Origin of the sequence: Mycobacterium sp. E3198, from assembly GCF_001667015.1 — a bacterium.
In the GTDB taxonomy this organism is placed as follows: Bacteria; Actinomycetota; Actinomycetes; order Mycobacteriales; family Mycobacteriaceae; genus Mycobacterium.
Genome location: NZ_LZIS01000028.1, coordinates 31,144 through 52,045 on the forward strand (window position 1 = coordinate 31,144; position 20,902 = coordinate 52,045).

Annotated in this window: 19 protein-coding genes and 1 tRNA gene; 9 read left to right on the plus strand and 11 right to left on the minus strand. The window is 65.9% G+C overall.

The window, feature by feature from the left end; translation table 11 throughout:
* Nucleotides 1-10: 10 nt before the first annotated feature.
* The 4 genes from A5673_RS04325 to A5673_RS04340 are packed head-to-tail and all read right to left on the minus strand — an operon-like array spanning nt 11 to nt 5,193.
* Complete coding sequence (locus tag A5673_RS04325; RefSeq protein WP_068227438.1) at nt 11-1,183, minus strand: CaiB/BaiF CoA-transferase family protein; 1,173 nt, start codon at nt 1,181-1,183, stop codon at nt 11-13.
* A gap of 17 nt (nt 1,184-1,200) precedes the next feature.
* Nucleotides 1,201-2,724, minus strand: a complete 1,524-nt coding sequence (locus A5673_RS04330) for an aldehyde dehydrogenase family protein (protein ID WP_068227440.1) — start codon at nt 2,722-2,724, stop codon at nt 1,201-1,203.
* A 23-nt stretch (nt 2,725-2,747) separates the two neighbouring features.
* A complete protein-coding gene (locus tag A5673_RS04335; RefSeq protein ID WP_082958535.1) occupies nt 2,748-3,953 on the minus strand; it encodes an amidohydrolase family protein in 1,206 nt (401 codons plus the stop codon).
* 13 nt (nt 3,954-3,966) lie between these two features.
* Nucleotides 3,967-5,193, minus strand: a complete 1,227-nt coding sequence (locus tag A5673_RS04340; protein ID WP_197518284.1) for a cytochrome P450 — start codon at nt 5,191-5,193, stop codon at nt 3,967-3,969.
* 232 nt (nt 5,194-5,425) lie between these two features.
* Between A5673_RS04340 and A5673_RS04345 the strand changes: the two genes are divergently transcribed.
* The 6 genes from A5673_RS04345 (at nt 5,426) to A5673_RS04370 (ending at nt 11,080) form a co-directional block, all read left to right on the plus strand.
* Nucleotides 5,426-6,115, plus strand: a complete 690-nt coding sequence (locus tag A5673_RS04345) for a TetR/AcrR family transcriptional regulator (protein WP_068227442.1) — start codon at nt 5,426-5,428, stop codon at nt 6,113-6,115.
* Nucleotides 6,116-6,300: 185 nt separating this feature from the next.
* Entirely contained in the window at nt 6,301-8,649 is a 2,349-nt protein-coding gene (locus A5673_RS04350) for a CaiB/BaiF CoA-transferase family protein (RefSeq protein WP_068227444.1), read from the plus strand.
* 3 nt (nt 8,650-8,652) lie between these two features.
* Complete coding sequence (locus A5673_RS04355) at nt 8,653-8,853, plus strand: ferredoxin (RefSeq protein ID WP_068227446.1); 201 nt, start codon at nt 8,653-8,655, stop codon at nt 8,851-8,853.
* Nucleotides 8,850-9,965 carry an NDMA-dependent alcohol dehydrogenase gene (locus A5673_RS04360; RefSeq protein ID WP_068227449.1) on the plus strand — a complete coding sequence of 372 codons (1,116 nt, stop codon included), beginning with the start codon at nt 8,850-8,852 and terminating at the stop codon, nt 9,963-9,965. Before A5673_RS04355 ends, A5673_RS04360 begins: the two co-directional genes overlap by 4 nt.
* Before the next feature lie 76 nt (nt 9,966-10,041).
* The gene (locus A5673_RS04365; protein ID WP_082958536.1) at nt 10,042-10,455 is read left to right on the plus strand and encodes a limonene-1,2-epoxide hydrolase family protein; all 414 of its coding nucleotides are present in this window, start codon (nt 10,042-10,044) and stop codon (nt 10,453-10,455) included.
* A gap of 229 nt (nt 10,456-10,684) precedes the next feature.
* A complete protein-coding gene (locus A5673_RS04370) occupies nt 10,685-11,080 on the plus strand; it encodes a nitroreductase family deazaflavin-dependent oxidoreductase (protein WP_068227452.1) in 396 nt (131 codons plus the stop codon).
* A 21-nt stretch (nt 11,081-11,101) separates the two neighbouring features.
* Here the strand turns inward: A5673_RS04370 and A5673_RS04375 are convergent, their stop codons facing one another.
* The 7 genes from A5673_RS04375 to A5673_RS04405 form a co-directional block, all read right to left on the minus strand.
* On the minus strand, nt 11,102-11,800 hold the full coding sequence (locus A5673_RS04375; protein WP_068227454.1) for a TetR/AcrR family transcriptional regulator: 699 nt from the start codon (nt 11,798-11,800) through the stop codon (nt 11,102-11,104).
* Nucleotides 11,793-13,046 (minus strand): cytochrome P450, encoded by a 1,254-nt coding sequence (locus A5673_RS04380; protein ID WP_068227456.1) that lies wholly within the window; start codon nt 13,044-13,046, stop codon nt 11,793-11,795. Before A5673_RS04380 ends, A5673_RS04375 begins: the two co-directional genes overlap by 8 nt.
* 364 nt (nt 13,047-13,410) lie before the next feature.
* Nucleotides 13,411-13,484 (minus strand) — tRNA-Ile (locus A5673_RS04385).
* Nucleotides 13,485-13,511: 27 nt separating this feature from the next.
* The gene (locus A5673_RS04390) at nt 13,512-14,051 is read right to left on the minus strand and encodes a nitroreductase family deazaflavin-dependent oxidoreductase (protein ID WP_197518285.1); all 540 of its coding nucleotides are present in this window, start codon (nt 14,049-14,051) and stop codon (nt 13,512-13,514) included.
* A gap of 36 nt (nt 14,052-14,087) precedes the next feature.
* A complete protein-coding gene (locus A5673_RS04395; protein ID WP_068227457.1) occupies nt 14,088-14,915 on the minus strand; it encodes a carboxymuconolactone decarboxylase family protein in 828 nt (275 codons plus the stop codon).
* A gap of 9 nt (nt 14,916-14,924) precedes the next feature.
* Nucleotides 14,925-16,298: a metallopeptidase TldD-related protein gene (locus tag A5673_RS04400; RefSeq protein ID WP_068227459.1), complete on the minus strand. Its 1,374-nt coding sequence runs from the start codon at nt 16,296-16,298 to the stop codon at nt 14,925-14,927.
* The gene (locus A5673_RS04405) at nt 16,295-17,812 is read right to left on the minus strand and encodes a TldD/PmbA family protein (RefSeq protein WP_068227462.1); all 1,518 of its coding nucleotides are present in this window, start codon (nt 17,810-17,812) and stop codon (nt 16,295-16,297) included. The genes A5673_RS04400 and A5673_RS04405 overlap by 4 nt, the downstream gene beginning before the upstream one ends.
* A 77-nt stretch (nt 17,813-17,889) precedes the next feature.
* On the opposite strand from A5673_RS04405, the gene A5673_RS04410 reads away from it, so the two are divergent.
* The 3 genes from A5673_RS04410 to A5673_RS04420 are packed head-to-tail and all read left to right on the plus strand — an operon-like array spanning nt 17,890 to nt 20,901.
* Nucleotides 17,890-18,756 (plus strand): carbohydrate ABC transporter permease, encoded by an 867-nt coding sequence (locus A5673_RS04410; protein ID WP_197518286.1) that lies wholly within the window; start codon nt 17,890-17,892, stop codon nt 18,754-18,756.
* Complete coding sequence (locus tag A5673_RS04415) at nt 18,743-19,567, plus strand: carbohydrate ABC transporter permease (RefSeq protein WP_068227466.1); 825 nt, start codon at nt 18,743-18,745, stop codon at nt 19,565-19,567. Before A5673_RS04410 ends, A5673_RS04415 begins: the two co-directional genes overlap by 14 nt.
* Nucleotides 19,564-20,901 (plus strand): sugar ABC transporter substrate-binding protein, encoded by a 1,338-nt coding sequence (locus A5673_RS04420; protein ID WP_068227468.1) that lies wholly within the window; start codon nt 19,564-19,566, stop codon nt 20,899-20,901. The genes A5673_RS04415 and A5673_RS04420 overlap by 4 nt, the downstream gene beginning before the upstream one ends.
* Nucleotide 20,902: the final 1 nt, after the last annotated feature.

Sequence of the window (20,902 nt, forward strand, 5' to 3'; positions counted from 1 at the left end):
GCGAACATGTTCAGATCGCGCCAGTCGAACGGAGCCGCTCAATTCCGGCCGCGTCGTAGCCCGCCAGGCGGGTGAGCACCTCTTCCGTATGCTGCCCGACGTGCGGCGCTCCCGGCGGTGCGAATCCGTCGTCGGGTTTGGTCTTGATGCACGTGCCGACCATTCTCTTCGAGGTCCCGTCAGGCTGTGCTTGCTCATAGACAAGTCGGCGAGCCTTCGTGTGGTCGTCGTCGAACAGATCGGCGCCCAAAAACGCTGGCGCACCCGCGATATCGGTCGCGATAAAGAAGTCGGTCCATTCCCTGCGAGTGCGGGCCTTGAAGATCGCCGTCAACTCGTTGCGCAGCCGAGCCTCTGCCTCAACATCCTCTCCCGGCTTCTGGCGCCCCGGTTCGTAGAGATCCATCCTGTCGAGTGACTCGCAGAATCTGAGCCAGAACTTGTCCTCCAGGGCGTTGAACACCACGTAGTTGCCGTCGCTCGTTTCGTAGTACTGGTAGCGAAGCGAGGCGCGGATTCCCTCCCCGTAGGACGGTTGACCGTTCGCCAACGCCGTGAGGTGCTGAAAGTTCCAGTTGATCGCCGCATCGACCTGCGCCACTTCGATGTACTGCGGCTGGCGGTCGCGCTCGGCGGCGTGCAGCGCGGCGAGTACACCCACCGCTGCGTACAGCGGTCCCGACAGCACCCCGGTCGTTCCTGTCGCCGCACCCGAAAGGCGTGGCGTTCCATCCGCTTCGATGATCGGCGGACTCAAGCCGGCGAAACAGTCGAAGGACAGCCCGTGTGTGGGTAATCGGGTGTAGGGCCCGTAGCTGCCCATGCCATTGAGCACGCAGTAGACAACCGTCGGGTTGGCGGCGACGATGTCGTCGTAGCCGAACCCGAGCCGGTGCGCCGCTCCGTAACGCAGGCCGTCGATCACCACTGCCGATGTCGCGGCCAGGCGGCGAAACGCTTCTTGCCCCTCAGCCGTTTTCAAGTTGATCGCCACGCTCTTCTTGCCGCGGTTCCAGTGCCAGTCCTGCAGCTCGCCGCCCGAAACCGCCGAACCGCGAAACCCACCGCCGCCAGGCGGCTCCACCTTGATGACCTCTGCGCCGAGGTCGGCCAGGTGCCCGCCCAGTGCGTCCGTGGAGAAGAGTGACACCTCGAGGACTCGAACGTCCTTGAGAAGTTCCATCACGCGACCTTTCGCCGCTACATCATGGTGATCGATTTGAGCTCGGTGTATTCCTCGAAGCCCCAGCGCCCCTGCTCACGGCCAAGTCCACTTTGCTTGAAGCCGCCGAACGGCCCCCCGCCGTTGAACATCCCGCGCGCAGGCAGAGACCAGCCGGGACCCTGCCCGTCACCTCGGTTGGCTCCGAGGTCGGCCCCGGGTGCGACAGTCTGCACCATGACGGTGCCGGTTCGGATCTGCCTGGCGACGTTGAATCCCCTCGCGGGGTTGCGGGTCATCACCAGACCCGCCAGACCGTAGATGGAGTCGTTCGCGATGCGGATCGCTTCGTCTTCGGAGCGATAGGTGATCACCGCCAGCACGGGCCCGAACACCTCCTCCTGACATAGGCGCATGTCGTTGCGGCAGTCGACAAACGCCGTCGGTTCGTAGTAGAAGCCGCGTGCGAGATGTTCGGGGCGTTTGCCGCCGGCCACCAACCGCGCGCCTTCTTGCAGACCCGACTGAACGAACGACTCAACTCGCTGTCGCTGCTGATCCCTGATCAGCGGCCCGACGACCGTGGTGGGATCACGCGGGTCCCCGACCGTGATCATGGGAACCATGGCTTTGAGGCCCTCGACATACGCGTCGAGCAGACGCTCGGGCAACAGAAGTCGCGACGTGACGGTGCATGCTTGTCCGGCATGCATCAGCACTTGCCCGAATCCTATTCCGGCGACGTCACTTTCGGTGACATCGTCCAGCACGATGTGCGCGCTCTTGCCGCCTAGTTCCAGCTGTGCGCGTTTCATGGTGGCCGCCGATAGTTCGCGGATGCGTCGACCGGTCGCCGTCGAACCGGTGAACCCGATCATGTCGACGCCCCGGTGGGTAGACAGCTCCTCCCCCACGTCGGCACCGCCCGCGACCACGTTGAACACTCCCGGCGGGAGGCCCGCTTCCTCACCGACCTTGGCCAGCTCCAAGGCGTTCATGGGGGTCCACGGGTGGGGCTTGAGCACCACGCTGCAGCCGACCGCCAAAGCGGCCAGGCACTTCTGAATGTTGATCGAGAAAGGAAAGTTGAACGGGGTGATGATTCCGACCACCCCGACCGGTTCCCGGACGACGGTGACGCCGCCCAGGCCGGTCGGTGAAACCATGGGCCCGCCCGGCGTTTCCACCCACGTCACATCGTGTTCGACGAACTCGCCGTAATAGTGCGCGGCCTCGATGGCACCGCCAACCTGAATCAGGTCGGTGATGAAGCCGGTCGAGCCGATCTCGGCGACGACGAGCTCACGCAGTTCCGCTTTGCGCTCGTCGAGGATCTTGGCGAACCGCTTGATGATCTTTGCCCGTTCCCGGACGGACATCCACGGCCACGGCCCGTCGTCGAAAGCCCGTCGAGCGGCGGCGATCGCCATGGCCGCCTGCTTCGGTCCCCCGTCGACGACTCGGCCGATCAACTCCTCATTGGACGGGTCGATGACATCGATGGTGCCGACGGCGTTGTCGCTCAACCACTGACCGTCGATGAAGCTCTGGTACTCCCGCATCAAACGTATCCGTCGGCCGTGGATTACGTCAGCGTCGGATACGGGGCGGGCTCGAAGTCGAAGACCCGGCGGGCGTTGCCCTGCAGCACTTTGTACTTGTCGAGGTCGGACCGGCCGTCGAGTGCCTTGTGAGCGGCCTGAAGCGAGTTGGGCCAGAGGCTGTCGGTGTGCGGATAATCCGTTTCGATCATCACATTTTCGACGCCGATGAAGTCGAGGTTCGCCGCCCCGAAGTCGTCCTCGATGAAGCAGCCGTACATGTGGTCGCGGAAGAGCTGGCGTGGAGACTCCGGGAAGATCTCGGGGTCGGTGGGCACGGGGGTCAAGCGCATCGTGGCCGGGTCAACCGCCCAGTTATTGGCGCGCAGGTATTGGTAGTCGGCGGCGACATGTTCGGCGCGCTCGATGAGGTAGGGAATCCAGCCGATGCCGCCCTCGGCCAGCACGATCTTCAGATCGGGATACTTCTGCAGCTTGCCCGAGAACAGCCAGTCGGTAGTCGAATTCGCCAGATTGAGGTTGATGTTGACCGCCTGAACCCCGAAAGGTGCGTCGGGTGATGTGGTCGGGCTGACGGACGACGAACCGATATGTGTGCACAGCGGCATCTTCGTCTCGTTCGCGACCGCGAAGAAATCGTCCCACGCTCCCGAATGGATCGACGGAAATCCCAGCGGGTGCATGTTTTCGGAGAAGGCAATGGCTTTGGCGCCCTTGCCGGCGCAGCGTAGCGTCTCCTCGACGGCCAGTCGGGTATCCCACAGCGGAACGATGACCATCGGGATGTAGCGACCGGGCGCCGCCGCGCACCACTCGTCGATGACGAAGTCGTTGTAGGCGCGCACGCACTTGATTGCCAGGTCGCGGTCACCGAGGTGGGCGAACATCTGACCGCAGAACCGGGGGAAGAACGGAAAGTTCAATCCGGCGATCACGTGATCCTCGTCCATGTCGGGGATGCGGGCCACCGGGTCGAAGTATGCGCGGGGCATCTCGTCGTAATTCACTGGCAGCGGGGAATACTCGGCCGGCCTTTGGTGCGCCGCGACCAGGATGCCCATCACCGACGCGCGCGCTTGGTCGTAGATCCACGTGTCGACACCGTCGATGCGCTCGACGTGTGGCACCCGATCGCGGTCGGCGGCCGATGCGCGGTCGACCCACAGGTTGGGCGGCTCGATGATGTGGTCATCGACGGAGATCATCCATTGCAGATCTTGCTTGTCCACGACTTCCTCCCATTTACTGCGCGATTCGGGCACCCGGCGTGAAGACGACCGGCAGGGCCCGATAGCCCCGGGTGACCGAATTCCCATGGAAATCCACTTTCGCCCCCGGCGGGATGGCATAGTCGGGTATCCGCGTCAGGGTCTGCTCGACGCCCACCCGAAACTCGAGGCGGGCGAGATTGGAGCCCAGACAGCGATGGACGCCGGCGCCAAACCCGAGGTGGCGGTTGGTCTGTCGGTCGAGGATGCACTTGTTCGGCTCGTCGAACTCGCGCGCGTCACGGTTGGCGGCTGCATAGTTCACGACGACCGTCTCACCGGGACAGAACTGCTGGCCGCTTAGTTCGACCTCTTCCGCGACCGAGCGGTGCAGTCCGTGCACCGAACCGGCGAACCGGATGAACTCCTCTATCGCCGAGGGCATCAACTCGGCGTCGCGTACGAGTCGGTCGCGCTCCGAAGCATGGGTGCCCAGATAGAAGAAGGCGAACGACATTGCACTTGAGGTTGTTTCGAGCCCGGCCTGAACCAGCAGCATCACATTCGCGACAACGTCGTCGAAGCTCAATTTCTCGCCGTCGATCTCGGCGGCGAGCAAGACATCGATCAGGTCGTCACGCGGTGGTTCGCCGCGACGGTTGTCGATCTCCTCGCGCACGCGCAGGTACAGGTTCGTCATCGAACCGTTCCGGATCTCTTCGCTCTCTCCATTGATCGCGAGGTCGGCAGTCTCGATGTAGAGCGGCACGTCCTCAACGGGCATGCCAAGCAGATACCGGAAGAACACGATCCCGGGTTGCTGCCACGCGACGTCCGCGAGATCGCCGCGGCCCAATTCGATGAAGTTGTCGATCAACCCATCGGTAACCGCACGCACCTGGGGCTCCAAGTCCTTCATGCGACCGGGAGAGAAATACGGGTTGAGAACCTTGCGAAGCTGTTGCTGCCGTGGCGGATCCAAGGTGATCACGATGTCGCCGAAAGACATCGGGTTGCCCTCGAGCCCCATGGGCTTGCTGGAGAAGCTGCGCCAATCACGCAAGATCTCATAGCACTCGTCGTAGCGGGTGGCGACCCACGCGCCCCCCGGCGTCGGGCCCAGGAACGGGACATCCTGGTGGCTGAACGGACCGTTCTCCCGCATCACCGCGTAGACCTCGTAGAGGAATTCTTGATCGTTGAAGTCTTCGTGCCGAAGATCGAGGTTCCGGGCGTGTTCCTCCGGCGATTTGCTCACCATGGGCAGTCCTTTCCGCCCCGGACGCGGGCATGCCAACCTCGGGACAACACCAGCGGTCAGCCCCAAAAGACAGCCCCGACGAGGGGCTGCCCACATTGCTTTGGCAGCACAGTAAATCGCCCGTCGCGCGGAGTCAAGTCGCACTCGATAACTATCCGAGGGCTGGGTGGCGTCGGGGCGGCACGCGCGCGAGCTTCCCCCCAGTCCAGGGGTGCTCGCTACAGTATGTGTGATGACGACAGGCGCGCGGCGGCGAGTTCGCGACAAGGACGGCAAACAACGTGCCCTCCTTGAAGCGGCCGCTGAGGTCTTTGCCGAAGCGGGATACGCGGCCGCGGCGACAAAGGAGATCGCCCGTCGCGCCGACTGCTCGGAGGCAATGCTGTTCCACTACTTCGGGGACAAGCGAGGCATCTTCGAGCAAGTCGTTTCTCGACAGATCGCGGACCTCGTCAGCGAGGCCGAGGAGCAAGTCGTCGCGGACCTGCCTGCACGCTTCGAGGACTATGTCGAGCAGCTTTTCTTCGCGCGACTACGGATCGACGACCGGGACAGCGGTGTCCCCGGCTGGGACATTTCCGGTCGGGCGTTATCAGATCCGGACTTCTCGCTGCGGGTGCTGCAACCCAATCACGCACGCCGTACGGCCGTTATCGCCGAGGGCGTTCGCCACTACCAAGCCGAGGGGCAGATCAGGGCCGACGTCGACGCCGATCTGTTCGCCGAGCTGCTGGCTAACTTCATCATCTTCACAACGAGCCTGGGACCACGCTGGTTTGGGACGGGCGAGTCAGATATCCGCGCGCAGATCGAACTGGGTTCGCAGATCCTCGCCAAGGGCGTAACCACATCGGCTGGGGCGCCGCCCGCCAAGCGAGGCGGGCGGGTCCGACGGGCCCCGAGGGTACGCGCGGCCGACTAAAAGATCTGCCGAACGCAACCGCGGCCATCGTTATCGAGTGGCACTTGACACGCGAGCTTTTGCGTCGCTAGCGTCGTTGCCAGCCAGGCGATCGGCACGAGCGCGAGGACAGGAAGTGGCGTGTGTGCACTCATCGGTGCGAGTAATTCACTTCCGCAGGCGCTGACGTGGAAAGTCGCGGTCCGATGACCGCTCTGCGGGGGGTTCGTGTCGTCGAGTGGGCGACGGAAATCGCCGGCCCGTATTGCACGAAGTTGTTCGCCGACCTCGGAGCAGAGGTCATCAAGATCGAACCGCCAGAAGGGGATCCGTTCCGCCGCAGAACATCTGGCGATCGAGGCGACGTCGGCGCGCTGTTCAAATTCTTGAACGCCGGCAAGCGTTCAGTCGTTGGCACTTCGTTGCCCGACCTGGAGCCGCTGATCGCTTCCGCCGATGTGTTCGTCGATTCTCTCGGCCCGGGGGCACTCGACCGAGACGCGCTGTTACGCCGCGCGCCGCACCTGGTGATCGTGGCGTTGTCTCCGTACGGGTTGACCGGGCCGTACCGGGAGCGACCCTCAACGGAGTTCACGATCCAGGCCGAGAGCGGAACGCTGGCGTTGCGAGGTCGTCCGGACCAACCGCCCATTCAAGCGGGGGGTCGGGTCTTCGAATGGGTCATGGCCAGTTATGCCGCCGTCGGGGCGCTCGCCGCATTGCGGCGGGTTCAGGTCGGCGGAGCGGGTGAGATCGTCGACTGCTCGTTGTTGGAGAGTTGTCACCTCAGTGCCAGCGGATTCGCGGACCTCTACCACGAGCTGGCCGGTCGTCCTCCTTTGACCGTGCCGGGCCGACAGGTCGAAATCCCGTCCATCGAACCGACCGCGGACGGATGGGTGGGCTTCAACACCAACACCCGCCAACAATTCGAGTCGTTCCTGGCGATGATCGGCCGACTGGACCTGCTCGACGATGACCCGGCGTGGGCCCTCGCCACGACGCGCTGGGAACGCCGGCAGGAGTGGAATCAGATTGTGCGGGAATGGACGACGCAACATTGCACGGACGAGATCGTCGCGTTGGCCTCCGATCTGCGAATCCCGGTGTCACCGGTCAACAATGGCCACACCGTGCTGGACCACCCGCAGTTCACGGCGCGGGGCATGTGGCGCACGTACGCCGACGGCGGCTTCACCCACCCGCTGGCGCCCTACCGGATCAACGGCCGGCGACCCGCCCCGATCGCCGGCGCTCCCCCGCTCGGCGAGATGGCAAAAGTGCCCGCCCACAGCAGGATTGCGCCCGCCGCCGACCGCGCACCGGGACTCCCGCTGGACGGCGTGCGCATTCTCGACGCGACAGCGTGGTGGGCCGGCCCATCCTCCACGCATATTCTCGCCGCGCTGGGCGCCGAGGTCATTCACCTGGAATCGATTCGCCACCCCGACGGCGCGCGGATGGCGGCCGCGGCGTTCGTCGGTCAGCCTGACTGGTGGGAGCGGTCCGGGATGTTCCTGGCGACCAACGCCAACAAGCGCGGGCTCACCCTCGACCTCTCCTCCCCCCAAGGGCGGGAGTTGTTGTACGGCCTCGTCAAATGCTCGGACATTCTGGTCGAGAACTTCTCGCCCCGCGTCTTCGACAACTTTGGCATCACGTGGGACACCGTCCGTGAGCTCAACCCTCGACTGGTCATGGTTCGAATGCCCGCGTTCGGGCTCGACGGGCCATGGCGCAACAACGTGGGCTTCGCGCAGACGATGGAACAGATGACCGGGATGGCGTGGGTGACCGGCCACGAATACGACCAGCCACGGATCCCCCGCGGCCCCTGTGACCCGCTGGCGGGCATGCATTCCGCATTCGCCATGCTCGCCGGCCTCCGGCAACGGGATCAAACGGGCCGCGGGTCGTTCATCGAAGTCTCGATGGTTGAGGCCGCACTCAACGCGGCCGCCGAGCAGGTCGTCGAGTTCACCGCCCACGGGAACCTGATATCGCGACTGGGAAACCGCAGCCGCGACGCCGCCCCCCAAGGGCTCTATCAATGCGCGGGGGCCGAGCGGTGGCTGGCCATTTCGGTCGCCACCGACGAGCAGTGGCAACATTTGAAGTCGGCCCTGGGCCAACCGGATTGGGCGGATGACCCCGCCTTGGACACCCACGAAGGGCGTATGGGGTCACATGATCTGATCGATAAACACGTGGAGCAATGGGCTCGACAACACGACTCCTCTTCTGCCGCGCAGTTGCTCGTCGACCACGGCGTCCCCGCCGCGGACTTGGCCGACGCCAGGGTCGGGTCGATGCATCCCCAGCTGGCTGCCCGAGGCTTCTTCGAAGGCCTCGACCACCCCGTCGTCGGGAGACATCACGTGCCGGCGCTTCCCTTCAAGTACCGCAGCGTTGAAAAGTGGTATCGGTCAGCGGCGCCGACCTTGGGACAGCACAACGAGACCGTCCTCGGGGAGCTCCTCGGCCTCGACGCCTCGTCGATCGCGGCGCTGACAGAGCAGGGCGTCATCGGGACCGGACTGGGCGGATTGGACTGACCGGTGCAGCTTCGTGTCGACGCAGAGATGTGCCAGGGCCACAGCCGTTGCTACGCAGCATATCCGGAGATGTTCGATATCGACGACGACGGGATCGCCTTCGTCACCATCGAAAGCATTCCTCCCGGATGGGAGGACGGGGCGCACCACGCAATCGCGAACTGTCCCGAGCGCGCCATACATATCGTGAAGGAGTCGCCGTGAGGACCAAGGGAGCAGTTCTGTGGGGGCTGAACGAGAAGTGGTCGGTGGAAGAGATCGAACTCGATCCCCCGCAATCCGGGGAACTCCTGGTTGAATTCGAAGCCACCGGATTGTGCCACTCCGATCACCACATCCGCACCGGCGACATGTTCGGGGTGAGCTTTCCGTTGATCGGTGGGCACGAAGGCGCCGGCATCGTTCGAGAGGTCGGTCCGGAAGTGCGCGATCTGGCGGTGGGAGACCACGTAGTGACGTCATTCCTGCCGGCCTGCGGTCGCTGCCGATGGTGCGCCACGGGTCGGCAGAACCTCTGTGATTACGGGGCGATCATCCTCGCGGGAGTCCAGGCCGACGGCACCTTCCGGCGGCGAGCCCGCGGACAGGGCATCGGAGCCCTGTCCGGCGTCGGCAGTTTCGCGCAATGGGGCGTGTTGTCGGAAGCCTCGGTGGTCAAGATCGACAACGATGTGCCGTTGTCGCGCGCATGTCTTCTCGGCTGCGGCGTCACCACCGGCTGGGGTTCGGCCGTCAATACCGCCAACGTCAGTCCCGGCGACGTGGTCGTTGTCGTCGGCTGCGGCGGGATCGGCAGCGGCGCCATTCAGGGCGCGCGCCTGGCAGGGGCGGAGCAAATCGTGGTGGTCGATATTGAGCCGAGCAAGCGCGACAAGGCTTTTCAGTTCGGCGCCACCCACTTTGTCACCTCGATAGAGGAGGCAACTCAGTTAGTGGGCGAGATTACGCGAGGAGTGATGGCCGACTCGGCCATCCTCACGCCAGGCGTGCTCGAGGGCGCGATGATCAACGACGCGCTCAATGCGGTGCGAAAGGGCGGTGCCGTGGTGGCCACCGCCCTGGCGTCGATGTCCGACGTGACGCCGACGCTGCCGCTGACGTTGTTCACGCTGTTCCAAAAACGCCTCCTGGGCAGCCTGTACGGCGAAGCCAACCCACGCGCCGACATCCCTCGCCTCATCAGCCTCTATCGCAGCGGCAAGCTGCTGCTCGACGAAACCGTCACCACCGAGTACAAGCTCAACGACATCAACGAGGCGTACGACGACATGCTCGCCGGCCGCAACATCCGCGGGGTGATAGTCCACGAGCACTGAGTCTTTGGGAAAAGCGGTCCGCGTCGTATCCAGCCCGCACAGTCGATTTCACCCACTCGTCGAAGGGATTCCACTCGTGTCCTCGCCAGCCGATATCGTCCGCCACTTCTGCGCCTTGATGGAACAGCGGGACGCCGAAGCGTTGCGTCCCCTGCTCGCCGAAGGGGCCGTCTATCAGAACGTGGGAATGCCCGCCTTCACTGGGCCGGACGCCATCGTGGAGAACATGGCCGCCCAGTTCGCGATGTTCCCCGACGCCTACGCCTTCGAAATCATCAACCTCGCCAGCGAGGGTTCCGTGGTGCTCACCGAACGCCTGGACTACATCCAGGCGCCGAACGGAAGCAGGCCGGCCATCCCGGTAATGGGGACCTTCGTCGTCGATGACGATGGAAGAATCACCCGCTGGACCGACTATTTCGACCTGAATCTGACGATCAAGCTCCTTCAAGGCGAGGACATCAGCGCCCTGGTGCCCGCGACCGCATGAGTTGGGACATCACCACCGATCTGGGATCAACGGCGCTTACTGTCGCTGCCCAACGGGCGGCAGAAACAACACAAGGCGATCCGCTGATCCACGAGTTCCCGGCGGCCAATCCCACCGGACGTCCGCGACATGGCGCCAGCTAGCACCCTGGTAACGGCGATCCGCTACGGGCCGTAGCCTTCCAACGGATACTGGTCATTTCGAGCTTGGTGGTGAACGAGGGGGGTCCATGCGGGTGCCAAGAGCCGTCGCAAACTTCAATCGTCGAGTCACCAATCCAGCGGCTCGGTCGATCACACCGTGGCTTCCGGGCCAAGGGACACTCGAACATGTCGGACGCAAATCAGGCAAGCGTTATCGAACACCGCTGTTGGTTTTTCCCACCCGCGACGGCTTCGTCGTTCTCATCGGGTACGGGCCGGAATCGGACTGGTTGAAGAATGTCATCGCCGGCGGACAGGCGGTGCTGCACAAGCGCGGCAAGAGTATCACGCTAGCCCATCCCCGCCTCCTGAGTAAGGCTGAGACCGCAACGCTCGTTACAGGGCCATCTGGTGTGTTCTTCCGGCTGTTTCCGTACAACGAAGCGGCGCTGGTGTTGACCAAAGTCAATTCCACGCAATGACTTTGGCGGGTACGCGAAGCATCAACCAACTTGAGGACCATTCTGCGACAGCGAGGTGCATCCTTCTGCTTCGATGTGCCGGTCCGATGATGCGTGTCGTTCGTGGATCGATAGCGACGCCATCCGTGGATAGAGAATTGTTGGTCCGAGCCATCGAGTAATGAACCGGCGTAGTTCGATTCCCTCGCGGGGTGGCTGTACGGGATCGGTCAGGATGGACTGCACTGTGCGCAGGGTCATTTCGGCGAGTTCACGGAGCGCGGCGCCGTCGTAACCGTGAAGCCTCCAATCCACATCGAACCGGTGAAAGACCGACAAACAGATTGTGATGGCCGTGTCGGACGTCAGCGAGGTGGCGGCTTCGCCCTCATGCCGCCGGGTCAGCAGATTTTCCAGCTGGGGATCGCCGGCGAGATTGTCGATTCCAAACGACACGCTTTCCACGATCGCCGTGACCGGGTCGTTGAGCCCGCGGACGTGTTCTGCGACCTGGTCGATGAAACCGTCGACCGCACGCATTGCGCTGGCGATGAGCAGCGCGTCGGCATTGGGAAAGTAGCGGTACACCGTCTGGCGAGTGACCCCGAGTTTTCGGGCGACATCGGCCAGGCGTATCGCTGGGCCGTGTTCGGCGACCACTTCGCCTACCGCATTCAGAATGCGGTCGATTGCCTCATCGTCCGAGGCGGGCGTAGATCCCGCCCAGCCGCGACTACGCATCCGCTGCCACAAGCATTTCGGCCTCGAACTCGATCTCGAGTGTTGTCGGGCCGCTCATTCCCAGCAGGGATTTCCACGGGGCCGAACCGACCCGATGGGGCGCATGGAGACGTCGGGTGAGGATTGTCAGTGCTTCTGCCAGTTCCCGGCGTGCGAGGTTCGCCCCCAGGCAGTAGTGGGCACCACCGCCGAAGGTCAGAATTGCGGGCAAGTCCTTGCGCGCGATGTCGAAGCGATCTGCATCGTCGTAGATCGCTGGATCACGGTTGGCTGCAAAGGTATTGACAACCACGAAAGTCCCTGCCGGGAACATGTAGCCACCGAACTCGGCATCCTCGGTGGCGGCGCGCGGCGCGATACAGACGGCCGGTGAGTGCCGCATGCTCTCCTCGACCGCCTGCATCGCAAGCTCTGGTTGATCGCCCAGCCTCGCCCACTGATCCGGATGCTCGCAGAGCACCTGCACCGACGCGGCCAGCTGGTTTCGCGTCGTATCCGTTCCCGCCATCAAGAAGCCGGCCACCAACATCCGCAATTCGTCGAGATCCAGCCGGTCCCCGTCGCTCTCGGCGCGGATGAGCTCGGAGAGCAGGTCATCGGTCAGGTTGTTTCGGCGGGCGGCGACCATGTCATCGACGTACGCGTCGAGTTCACCCCAGGCGCGCATGATCTCGGCTTCATCGAAGGTGACGTCGGTCTGCAAACTGAAGGCCCTGAAGATGTGGTCAGTCCATTGTGCGAACAGGTGCCAGTCCTCCCGAGGCGCACCGATGAGCGCGCACATGATCGGGGTGGGGTAAGGCCGCGCGATATCGGTCACGACGTCGCACCGTCCGGCGTCTACTACCCGATCGATCAGGCCATTCACCACATCGTGGATCGTGTCTTGAAGACCGGCTGTGGCGCGGGGAGTGAACGCTCTCGACACCAGCTTGCGTAAGCGAGTATGAGGGGCGACCTCGAGTCCCAGGAGGCTGCTCATCATCTTGTCGTACAACGGACCTGAGGTGATGCCCTGTGCTGCCAGCGTGATGCCGGGCGGCATGCGGAACCTGTTGTCGCGCAAAATATCTCGCGCCAACTCGTAGGACAGGATTTCCGGGCCGAGGGGCCCGATGGCGATCGGTGCGCAGGATTGCGCCCTTCGGACATCTTCGAGGATGTCGTGCGGAGTGGCGGTCAGGCCGTAATTAATCGCGGGGAGGCCAGCGTCGAGGACGTTGGGGGCGGTGCTGTGCGCGTTCATCGATTTCTCAACTTCCGCTGGAACCCGACAGGCGTCGGTTATGGACATATATATCTCTAGTGTATGACCAGCGTCCTAAGCCGGTCAATGAAAAGCGGTAAATAGCCTGTTCAAGAGACGGATTGCCTGCGGCGATCATACGTCCTGGTGTACTGACGTCCGTTCTGTGTTCAGCAGGACCTAATCTCATGTAGCGCCCAGCAGGCAGCGTAGGAGCGGAGTCGGGTGATTGACGACCCACGGCCTATGACCCCGGTGTGTGGACGTGATGTGGACGTAGGGCCTTTTCGGGCCATCGCAGGTGATTGACGGGGAATCACCTATAAGGCGGTCTAGCTGCGAAAACGCACAGTGGGGCGCGCAGTGGGGCGGGCGGGGCTCGAACCCGCGACCAACGGATTATGAGTCCGCGGCTCTAACCAACTGAGCTACCGCCCCCGGCGGTTGACGGCTTCGACCTTAGCGTCAGCTTCCACCGTCGGCGTGGCCGTGGTCTCCGGCGACCGGGCGAAATCGAAAGATCCGGATCTGCCGGGGCGCGCACTTGCGGCGATAACTCTCGTATCCGGCGTAGACGTCGACGGCCGTCGCCCAGGCTGCGGAACGCTCGTCGCCATCCAGTAGTTCGGCTCGGTACGGCGCGGGCGGACCGTTGAGCTCGATGGTGCATTCGGGGTGCGCAAGCAGGTTGGCGCTCCACCCCGGGTGCTTTTCGCGGCCGTAATTCGAGCCGATCGCGAGCAGCCCGTCGCCGTCGTCGATCAGCGCCAGCGGCTGCGGACGGGGCCGCCCCGACTTGGCGCCGATGGTCGTGACGATCCCGACCTTGTCGACGCCCATGGTGCTGAGGTGGCCGTTTGTCCGAGGTATCAACACCTTGTCGACGCGCGGCGCCAAAAACTTCCCCAGGACGGAGCCGACGCGGGTCATCGCCATCCGCTCGAAGACGGCCTCGTCCCACCGCAGACGCCGACCGCGATACGGGCTGAACCGTCGCAACGACATGGCTAGAGCGTAGTCAGTTGGTGGGCGACGCCGCCGTCAGCTGAAAACCGTCTGACCCTCGGCGTCGAGCAGGTACCGCTCGGTGCCCTCCTCGACCCGCGGGGCGTCGGCGCCCAGCGACACGGCGACCTTGTTGCTGGCGTTGCGCATGACGTCGAAGGTGAGCTCGACGGCCTCTGCCTCGGAAAACCCGGAGCGCACCTCGGCGGCAACGTCGGCGACGAGGTGCGCAGGCGTCCAAATTAACCCATCGGTGTAGCGCAGCGCTGCTTTAGCGCGGCGGGTTAACCGACTTGAGTCCTCGTAGCGCTCGATGTCGCCGTACAGCGACTCGGATCCCCCGGCGTCCAGCGCGGTGGTCTCGCGCAGCGATTTGCACAGCCGGCAGTTGTGCTGCGCGGCGCCGCGCAGCCGGACCAGCTCGGCGGTGACGGGGTCCAGCGCCCGCATTCGGGCCACCGCGGGCAGGAAGTCGTTGAACACCACGTCCGAGGGCTCGGTGGTGTGGTCCCAGGCGATCGGTCCATCGACCCAGTCGAGATACTCCGCGCCGACGCCGAGCGCCTCCAGCCCGGCCCGCACGCGCGGCACGAAGTCGGCGATGTACATCTGCGTCACGACACTAAAGGTGCTGTCGCCCAATGCCTTCCATAACCGCTTCCGCTGTTCGCCGGTGATCGCGGAGACATCGACGCTGAACTGCTCGGCGAACTCGGCGACGACGGCCTCGGCCTCCGACTCGGGTCCAACAACCTCGACGCACGACGGCAACGGCGGCAGCGACAACGTCTGCGCGCACACGCGCCGGACCAGGCCGGCAAGGCGCCCGTCGCCCGGGGACAGGGCCACCAACTGGGTCAGCATTCCCACACGCTACTGCGCTTGGCTCACCGACGACATGTAGAAGTCGGGGATCCGCAGCGACGGCATGGCCGCCCGGGTGGCCCAGTCGCCCCACTCGCGCGGCAGCGTCTTCTCGCTGGCCCCGGCCTCGGTGGCCCGCCGCAGCAGGTCCAGCGGGCTCTCGTTGAACCGGAAGTTGTTGACCGCCGCGGTCACCTCACCATGTTCGATGAGGTAGACCCCGTCGCGGGTCAGGCCGGTGAGCAGGAGCGTGGTGGGGTCGACCTCGCGGATGTACCACAGCGTGGTCAGCAGCAGGCCGCGCTCGGTGCCGGCGATCATGTCGGCCAGCTCGGCCGACCCGCCCGTCATCACCAGGTTGTCGGCGGCCACCGCGACGTCGGCGCCGAATTTGTGGGCCGTGGCCCGCGGGTAGGCCAGCGCGTTGATCACCCCGTTGCGGATCCAGTCCACCTGGGAAATCTCCATGCCGTTGTCGAACACCGACACCGTCTCCGAGGAGTTGCTGACCGCGACGAACGGCGTGGACGCCAGCCCGGGCGCCATCGGGTCGGAGAACATCGTCAGCGGCAGATCGGTGAGCCGCTCCCCCACCCGCGTCCCGCCGCCGGGCGCCGACAGCGCGGTGCGGCCCTCCTCGGCGCCGCGGCCGGCCATCGACCAGGCCAGGTAGATCATCATGTCGGCCACCGTCGACGGCGGCATGATCGTCTCGTAGCGACCCGCGGGCAGCGCGACGCTGCGCTTGGCCCAGCCCAGCCGCATCGACAGCTGCTCGAGCAGCGAATCGGTCGGCACATCAACGAAATCGGCGGTGCCGATGCCCGCCCAGGCGCTGGCGTCGCCGCGCTTGGCGTTGACCTCCACCGCGCCGGTGGGCTGGGTGAAGCGCCGCCGCAGCCCGGTCGACGACGCGAGGAACGTCGTCGAAACGCTGTGGTGCGCAAAGCCGTACAGCCGGTCGGCGCCGCGGAAGCCGCGGCTCAACGAGTCGGCGACGTCCGAGAACACCAACGGCCCGGTGCCGGGCACCGGTGCACTCCAATCGGCGGGCTCGCCTGCATCGGACAGCAGCGGCGCGGCATCACCGGCCTCCGGTGCCGAGCGAGCCGCCTGCTGGGAGGCGGCCACCAGACCGGGAATCACCCGCGGATCCACCTCGGCGGACACCATGGTCCCGATGTGGGCGCTATCCCCCTGCCGCACCACGGAAATCACCGTGATGCTGCGGTTGACCGAAACCCCGTTGGTGGTCATCGAATTGCCCGCCCACCGCAGCGTCGCCTCGACCTTGTCGGTGACCAGCACCATGGTCTCGCTGGCGCCGCCGAGCTTGGCCGCCTCTTCCAGGACGAGGTTGACGACGTGCTGTGGCCTGATCATCGGCCGCCCTCGCTGACCGTGTTGAGCACGTTGACACCCCGGAACAACGCCGACGGGCAGCCGTGGCTGACCGGGGCGACCTGCCCGGGCTGGGCCTTGCCGCAGTTGAACGCCCCACCCAGCCGCCAGGTCGACGGGCCACCCACGGCCTCCATCGAATTCCAGAAGTCGGTGGTGGTGGCCTGGTAGGCGACGTCGCGCAGCTGACCGTCCAGGCGGCCGTCGCGGATGCGGAAGAACCGCTGGCCGGTGAACTGAAAGTTGTAGCGCTGCATGTCGATTGACCAGGATTTGTCGCCGACGATGTAGATGCCATCCTCGACGCGGCCGATCAACTCGGCGGTGCTGACGTCCTCGGCCGCGGGCCGCAGCGACACGTTGGCCATCCGCTGGATCGGCACGTGGTGCGGCGAGTCGGCGTAGGAGCACCCGTTGGAGCGCGCCTGTCCCAGCCGCGGCGCGAACACCCGGTCGAGCTGGTAGCCGACGAAGATCCCGTCGCGCACCAGATCCCAGCTCTGGGCGGCCACCCCCTCGTCGTCGTATCCGACGCTGGCCAAACCGTGTTCGACGGTGCGGTCGGCGGTCACGTTCATCACCGGCGAGCCGTAGCGCATGGTGCCGAGCTTGTCCGGGGTGGCGAACGACGTTCCGGCGTAGGCGGCCTCGTAGCCGATCGCGCGGTCGTATTCGGTTGCGTGCCCGATGGATTCGTGGATGGTCAGCCACAGGTTGGTCGGGTCGATCACCAGGTCCGTGGGCCCGGCCACCACGCTGGGCGCCTTGACCTTCTCGGCCAGCAGCGCCGGCAGCTGCGCGAGCTCGTCAGTCCAGTTGAACACCTCGTCGCCGGCCAGCGCCTCCCAGCCGCGCCCCATCGGCGGGGCCAGCGTGCGCATCGAATCGAAGCTGCCCGCCGCGGCGTCCACGGTCACCGCCTCCATGGTCGGCAACACCCGCACCCGCTGCTGGGTGATCGACGACCCGAAGGTGTCGGCGTAGAACGTCTGCTCCTTGACGGCGGTCAGGCCCGCCGACACGTGGTCGATGCCGTCGGCGCCCAGCAGCCGCCCGGAGTACTCCTCCAGCACCGCGATCTTCTCGGGCGCGGGGACCTCGAACGGGTCGATCCGGTAGTTCGACACCCAGCTGGCGTCGGTGTAGACGGGCTCGTCGGCGAGCTCGACGCGCTCGGTGTTGAGCATCGCCAGCGTGGTGGCCACGTGCACGGCGCGGCGCGCGGTCTCGGCCGCGACGGCCGGCGCGAGCTCCGCGTGCGAGGCGAATCCCCAGGTGCCGTTGACGATCACCCGCACCGCCAGGCCGACCTCGCGGCTGACGACGGAGGTCTCCAGCTCGCCGTCGCGCAGCTGGATGATCTCGGTGCTCAGGCGGTGAAGCCGCAGGTCGGCGTAGCTGGCCCCGGCCGCCGTGGCCGCCGACAGCGCGGCCTCGGCGAGCTGGTGGCGGGGCAGGTCGATGAAGTCGGCATCGATCCCCCGGTTCGGTGTCACGGCTCCACGGTAATGGCCGCTTCCCACCGCGCGCGGCGCCGCCCGCTTAAATTAGCTCCATGGCCAGCGCCGCGCCGATGAGGCAGCCGCGATCCACCGCGCTGGGCTACGCCCTGCTGGCGCCCAGCCTGTTCGGTGTGCTCGCCTTTCTGCTGCTGCCGATCCTCGTGGTGACCTGGCTCAGCCTGTACCGCTGGGACTTGTTGGGCCCGCTGCGCTACGTCGGCCTGGCCAACTGGCGGTCGGTGCTGGCCGACGGCGGCTTCGGCAACTCGCTGATGGTCACGGCCGTCTTCGTGGCGATCGTGGTTCCCGCGCAGACGGTCCTGGGGCTGGTGGCCGCGTCGATGCTGGCCCGCAACCTGCCCGGCACCGGCCTGTTCCGCACGGTGTACGTGCTGCCGTGGATCTGCGCCCCGCTGGCGATCGCTGTGCTGTGGCGCTGGATCCTGGCCCCGACCGACGGTGCCGTCAGCACCGTCCTCGGGCACAGCATCGGCTGGCTGTCGGACCCCAGCTTCGCGCTGCCGCTGGTGTCGGCGGTCGTGGTGTGGACCAACGTCGGCTACGTCTCGCTGTCGTTTTTGGCCGGCCTGCTCGCCATTCCCGACGACATCCACCGGGCCGCGCGCACCGACGGGGCCACCGCGTGGCAACGGTTCTGGCGGATCACCCTGCCGCTGCTGCGCCCGACGATGTTCTTCGTCCTGGTGACCGGGATCGTCAGCACCGCACAGGTTTTCGACATGGTGTACGCGCTGACCGGCGGCGGCCCGGCCGGCCGCACCGACCTGGTGGCCCACCGCATCTACGCGGAGGCGTTTGGCTCCGCGGCCATCGGGCGGGCCTCGGTCATGGCGGTGGTGCTGTTCGTGATCCTGATCGGGGTCACCGTCGTGCAGCATCTGTACTTCCGGCGGCGGATCAGCTATGACCTCGTCTAGCCGTCTCGCCAACGCGATCGTCTACGCCGGGCTGGCGCTGGGCGCGCTGATCACGTTGGCGCCGTTCGGCCTTGGCCTGCTCACGTCGTTCACGTCCGCGCACCAGTTCGTCACGGGCACGCCGCTGCAGTGGCCGCGGCCGCCCACGCTGGCCAACTACGCCGACCTGGGCGGGGCCGGGTTCGGCCGCGCGGCGGCGGTGACCGCGCTGATGACCGCGGTGATCCTGGTGGGTCAGCTCACCTTCTCGGTGTTGGCCGCATTCGCGTTCGCGCGCTTGCACTTTCCGGGGCGCGACGCGCTGTTCTGGGTCTACATCGCGACCCTGATGGTGCCCGCGACAGTCACGGTGGTGCCGATGTATCTGATGATGGCCCAGCTGGGCCTGCGCAACACGTTCTGGGCGTTGGTGTTGCCGTTCATGTTCGGCTCGCCGTACGCCATCTTCTTGCTGCGCGAGCACTTTCGCCTCATCCCCAACGACCTGATCAACGCTGCGCGCCTCGACGGCGCCAACACCCTGGACGTGATCGTGCACGTGGTGATCCCGTCCAGCCGGCCGGTCCTGGCCGCCCTGGCGCTGATCACCGTGGTGTCGCAGTGGAACAACTTCATGTGGCCGCTGGTGATCACCAGCGGCCATAAGTGGCGGGTGCTCACCGTGGCGACCGCGGACCTGCAGTCGCGGTTCAATTCCCAGTGGACGCTGGTGATGGCGGCGACGACGCTCGCGATCGTTCCGCTGATCACGCTGTTCGTCGGCTTTCAGCGCCACATCGTCGCCTCGATCGTGGTCTCGGGGCTGAAGTGACCCGGCCCCGTTCGTCCACGCTGGTCGCCGGGGCGCTGGTGCTCGTCGCGCTGCTGTTGGCCGCCATGGCGGCTCTGCTGGACTACTCCGGCGAACCGCACGGCGGCAAGGTCGTCATCAAGGTGCGGCTGTGGGCCGACCAGATCGCCGCGGCCTACCAGCGGTCATTCGAGGCGTTCAACCGCGCGCATCCCGACATCGAGGTGCGCCCCAACATCGTGGCGTATTCGACCTACTTCGACACGCTGCGCACCGACATGGCCGGCGGCAGCGTCGACGACATCTTCTGGCTGTCCAACGCCTACCTCGCCGCCTACGCCGACAGCGGCCGGCTGCTGGACATCGGCAAGACGCTGGGCCCGGGCGCCGCCGTCGACTGGGATCCGGCGGTGGTGGACCAGTTCACCCGCGGCGGCGTGCTGTGGGGGGTGCCGCAGCTGACCGACGCGGGGATCGCGCTGTTCTACAACGCCGACCTGCTCGCGGCGGCCGGGATCGACCCCGCGCGGCTGGGCGACCTGCGGTGGAGCCCCGACGGCGGCGACACCCTGCGCCCGCTGCTGGCCCGGCTGACCGTCGATGCCGACGGAAACGCCGCGGGCACACCGCGTTTCGACCCCGGGCGGGTCCGCCAGTGGGGGTACAACGCGGGCAACGACCCGCAGGGCATCTACCTGAACTACATCGGGTCGGCGGGCGGGGTGTTCCAGCGCGCCGACGAGTTCGCCTTCGACAATCCCGCCGCGGTGGCGGCCTTCCGCTACCTGGTGGGCCTGATCAACGCCGACCACGTCGCGCCGCCCGCCGCCGACACCAACGACAACGGCGACTTCTCCCGCAATCAGTTTCTCGCCGGCCGGATGGCGCTGTTCCAGTCCGGCACCTACAACCTGGAGCCGGTGGCCCGCGACGCGCGGTTCCGCTGGGGCGTCGCGATGATGCCCGCCGGGCCCGTCGGCCGGGTGAGCGTCACCAATGGCATTGCCGCGGCTGGTAATTCGGCGACCAGGCATCCGGAGGCGGTGCGCCAGGTGCTGGCCTGGATGGGCAGCCGCGAGGGCAACGAATACCTGGGCCGCAACGGCGCGGCGATCCCCGCGGTGCTGTCGGCCCAGCGGGTCTACTTCGACCACTGGGCCGCCGAGGGCATCGACGTCACGCCGTTCTTCGCCGTGCTGGACGGCCCGCGCATCCCCGCGCCCACCGGCGCCGGCTTCCCCGCGGGCTACGCCGCCATGCAGAGCTATTTCGACGAAATGTTCCTGGGCCGCGGCGATGTCGGCGCGATGCTGAGCCAGGCTCAGGCGGCGGCCAACGCCGCCGCCCGCCGTTAGC

Coding starts and splice junctions, on each gene's coding strand:
- A5673_RS04325 (WP_068227438.1), bottom strand. CDS start 1,183: ATGGAACTTCTCAAGGACGTTCGAGTCCTCGAGGTGTCACTCTTCTCC.
- A5673_RS04330 (WP_068227440.1), bottom strand. CDS start 2,724: ATGCGGGAGTACCAGAGCTTCATCGACGGTCAGTGGTTGAGCGACAAC.
- A5673_RS04340 (WP_197518284.1), bottom strand. CDS start 5,193: ATGGTGAGCAAATCGCCGGAGGAACACGCCCGGAACCTCGATCTTCGG.
- A5673_RS04345 (WP_068227442.1), top strand. CDS start 5,426: ATGACGACAGGCGCGCGGCGGCGAGTTCGCGACAAGGACGGCAAACAA.
- A5673_RS04350 (WP_068227444.1), top strand. CDS start 6,301: ATGACCGCTCTGCGGGGGGTTCGTGTCGTCGAGTGGGCGACGGAAATC.
- A5673_RS04370 (WP_068227452.1), top strand. CDS start 10,685: ATGCGGGTGCCAAGAGCCGTCGCAAACTTCAATCGTCGAGTCACCAAT.
- A5673_RS04375 (WP_068227454.1), bottom strand. CDS start 11,800: ATGCGTAGTCGCGGCTGGGCGGGATCTACGCCCGCCTCGGACGATGAG.
- A5673_RS04380 (WP_068227456.1), bottom strand. CDS start 13,046: ATGAACGCGCACAGCACCGCCCCCAACGTCCTCGACGCTGGCCTCCCC.
- A5673_RS04390 (WP_197518285.1), bottom strand. CDS start 14,051: ATGTCGTTGCGACGGTTCAGCCCGTATCGCGGTCGGCGTCTGCGGTGG.
- A5673_RS04395 (WP_068227457.1), bottom strand. CDS start 14,915: ATGCTGACCCAGTTGGTGGCCCTGTCCCCGGGCGACGGGCGCCTTGCC.
- A5673_RS04400 (WP_068227459.1), bottom strand. CDS start 16,298: ATGATCAGGCCACAGCACGTCGTCAACCTCGTCCTGGAAGAGGCGGCC.
- A5673_RS04410 (WP_197518286.1), top strand. CDS start 17,890: ATGAGGCAGCCGCGATCCACCGCGCTGGGCTACGCCCTGCTGGCGCCC.
- A5673_RS04415 (WP_068227466.1), top strand. CDS start 18,743: ATGACCTCGTCTAGCCGTCTCGCCAACGCGATCGTCTACGCCGGGCTG.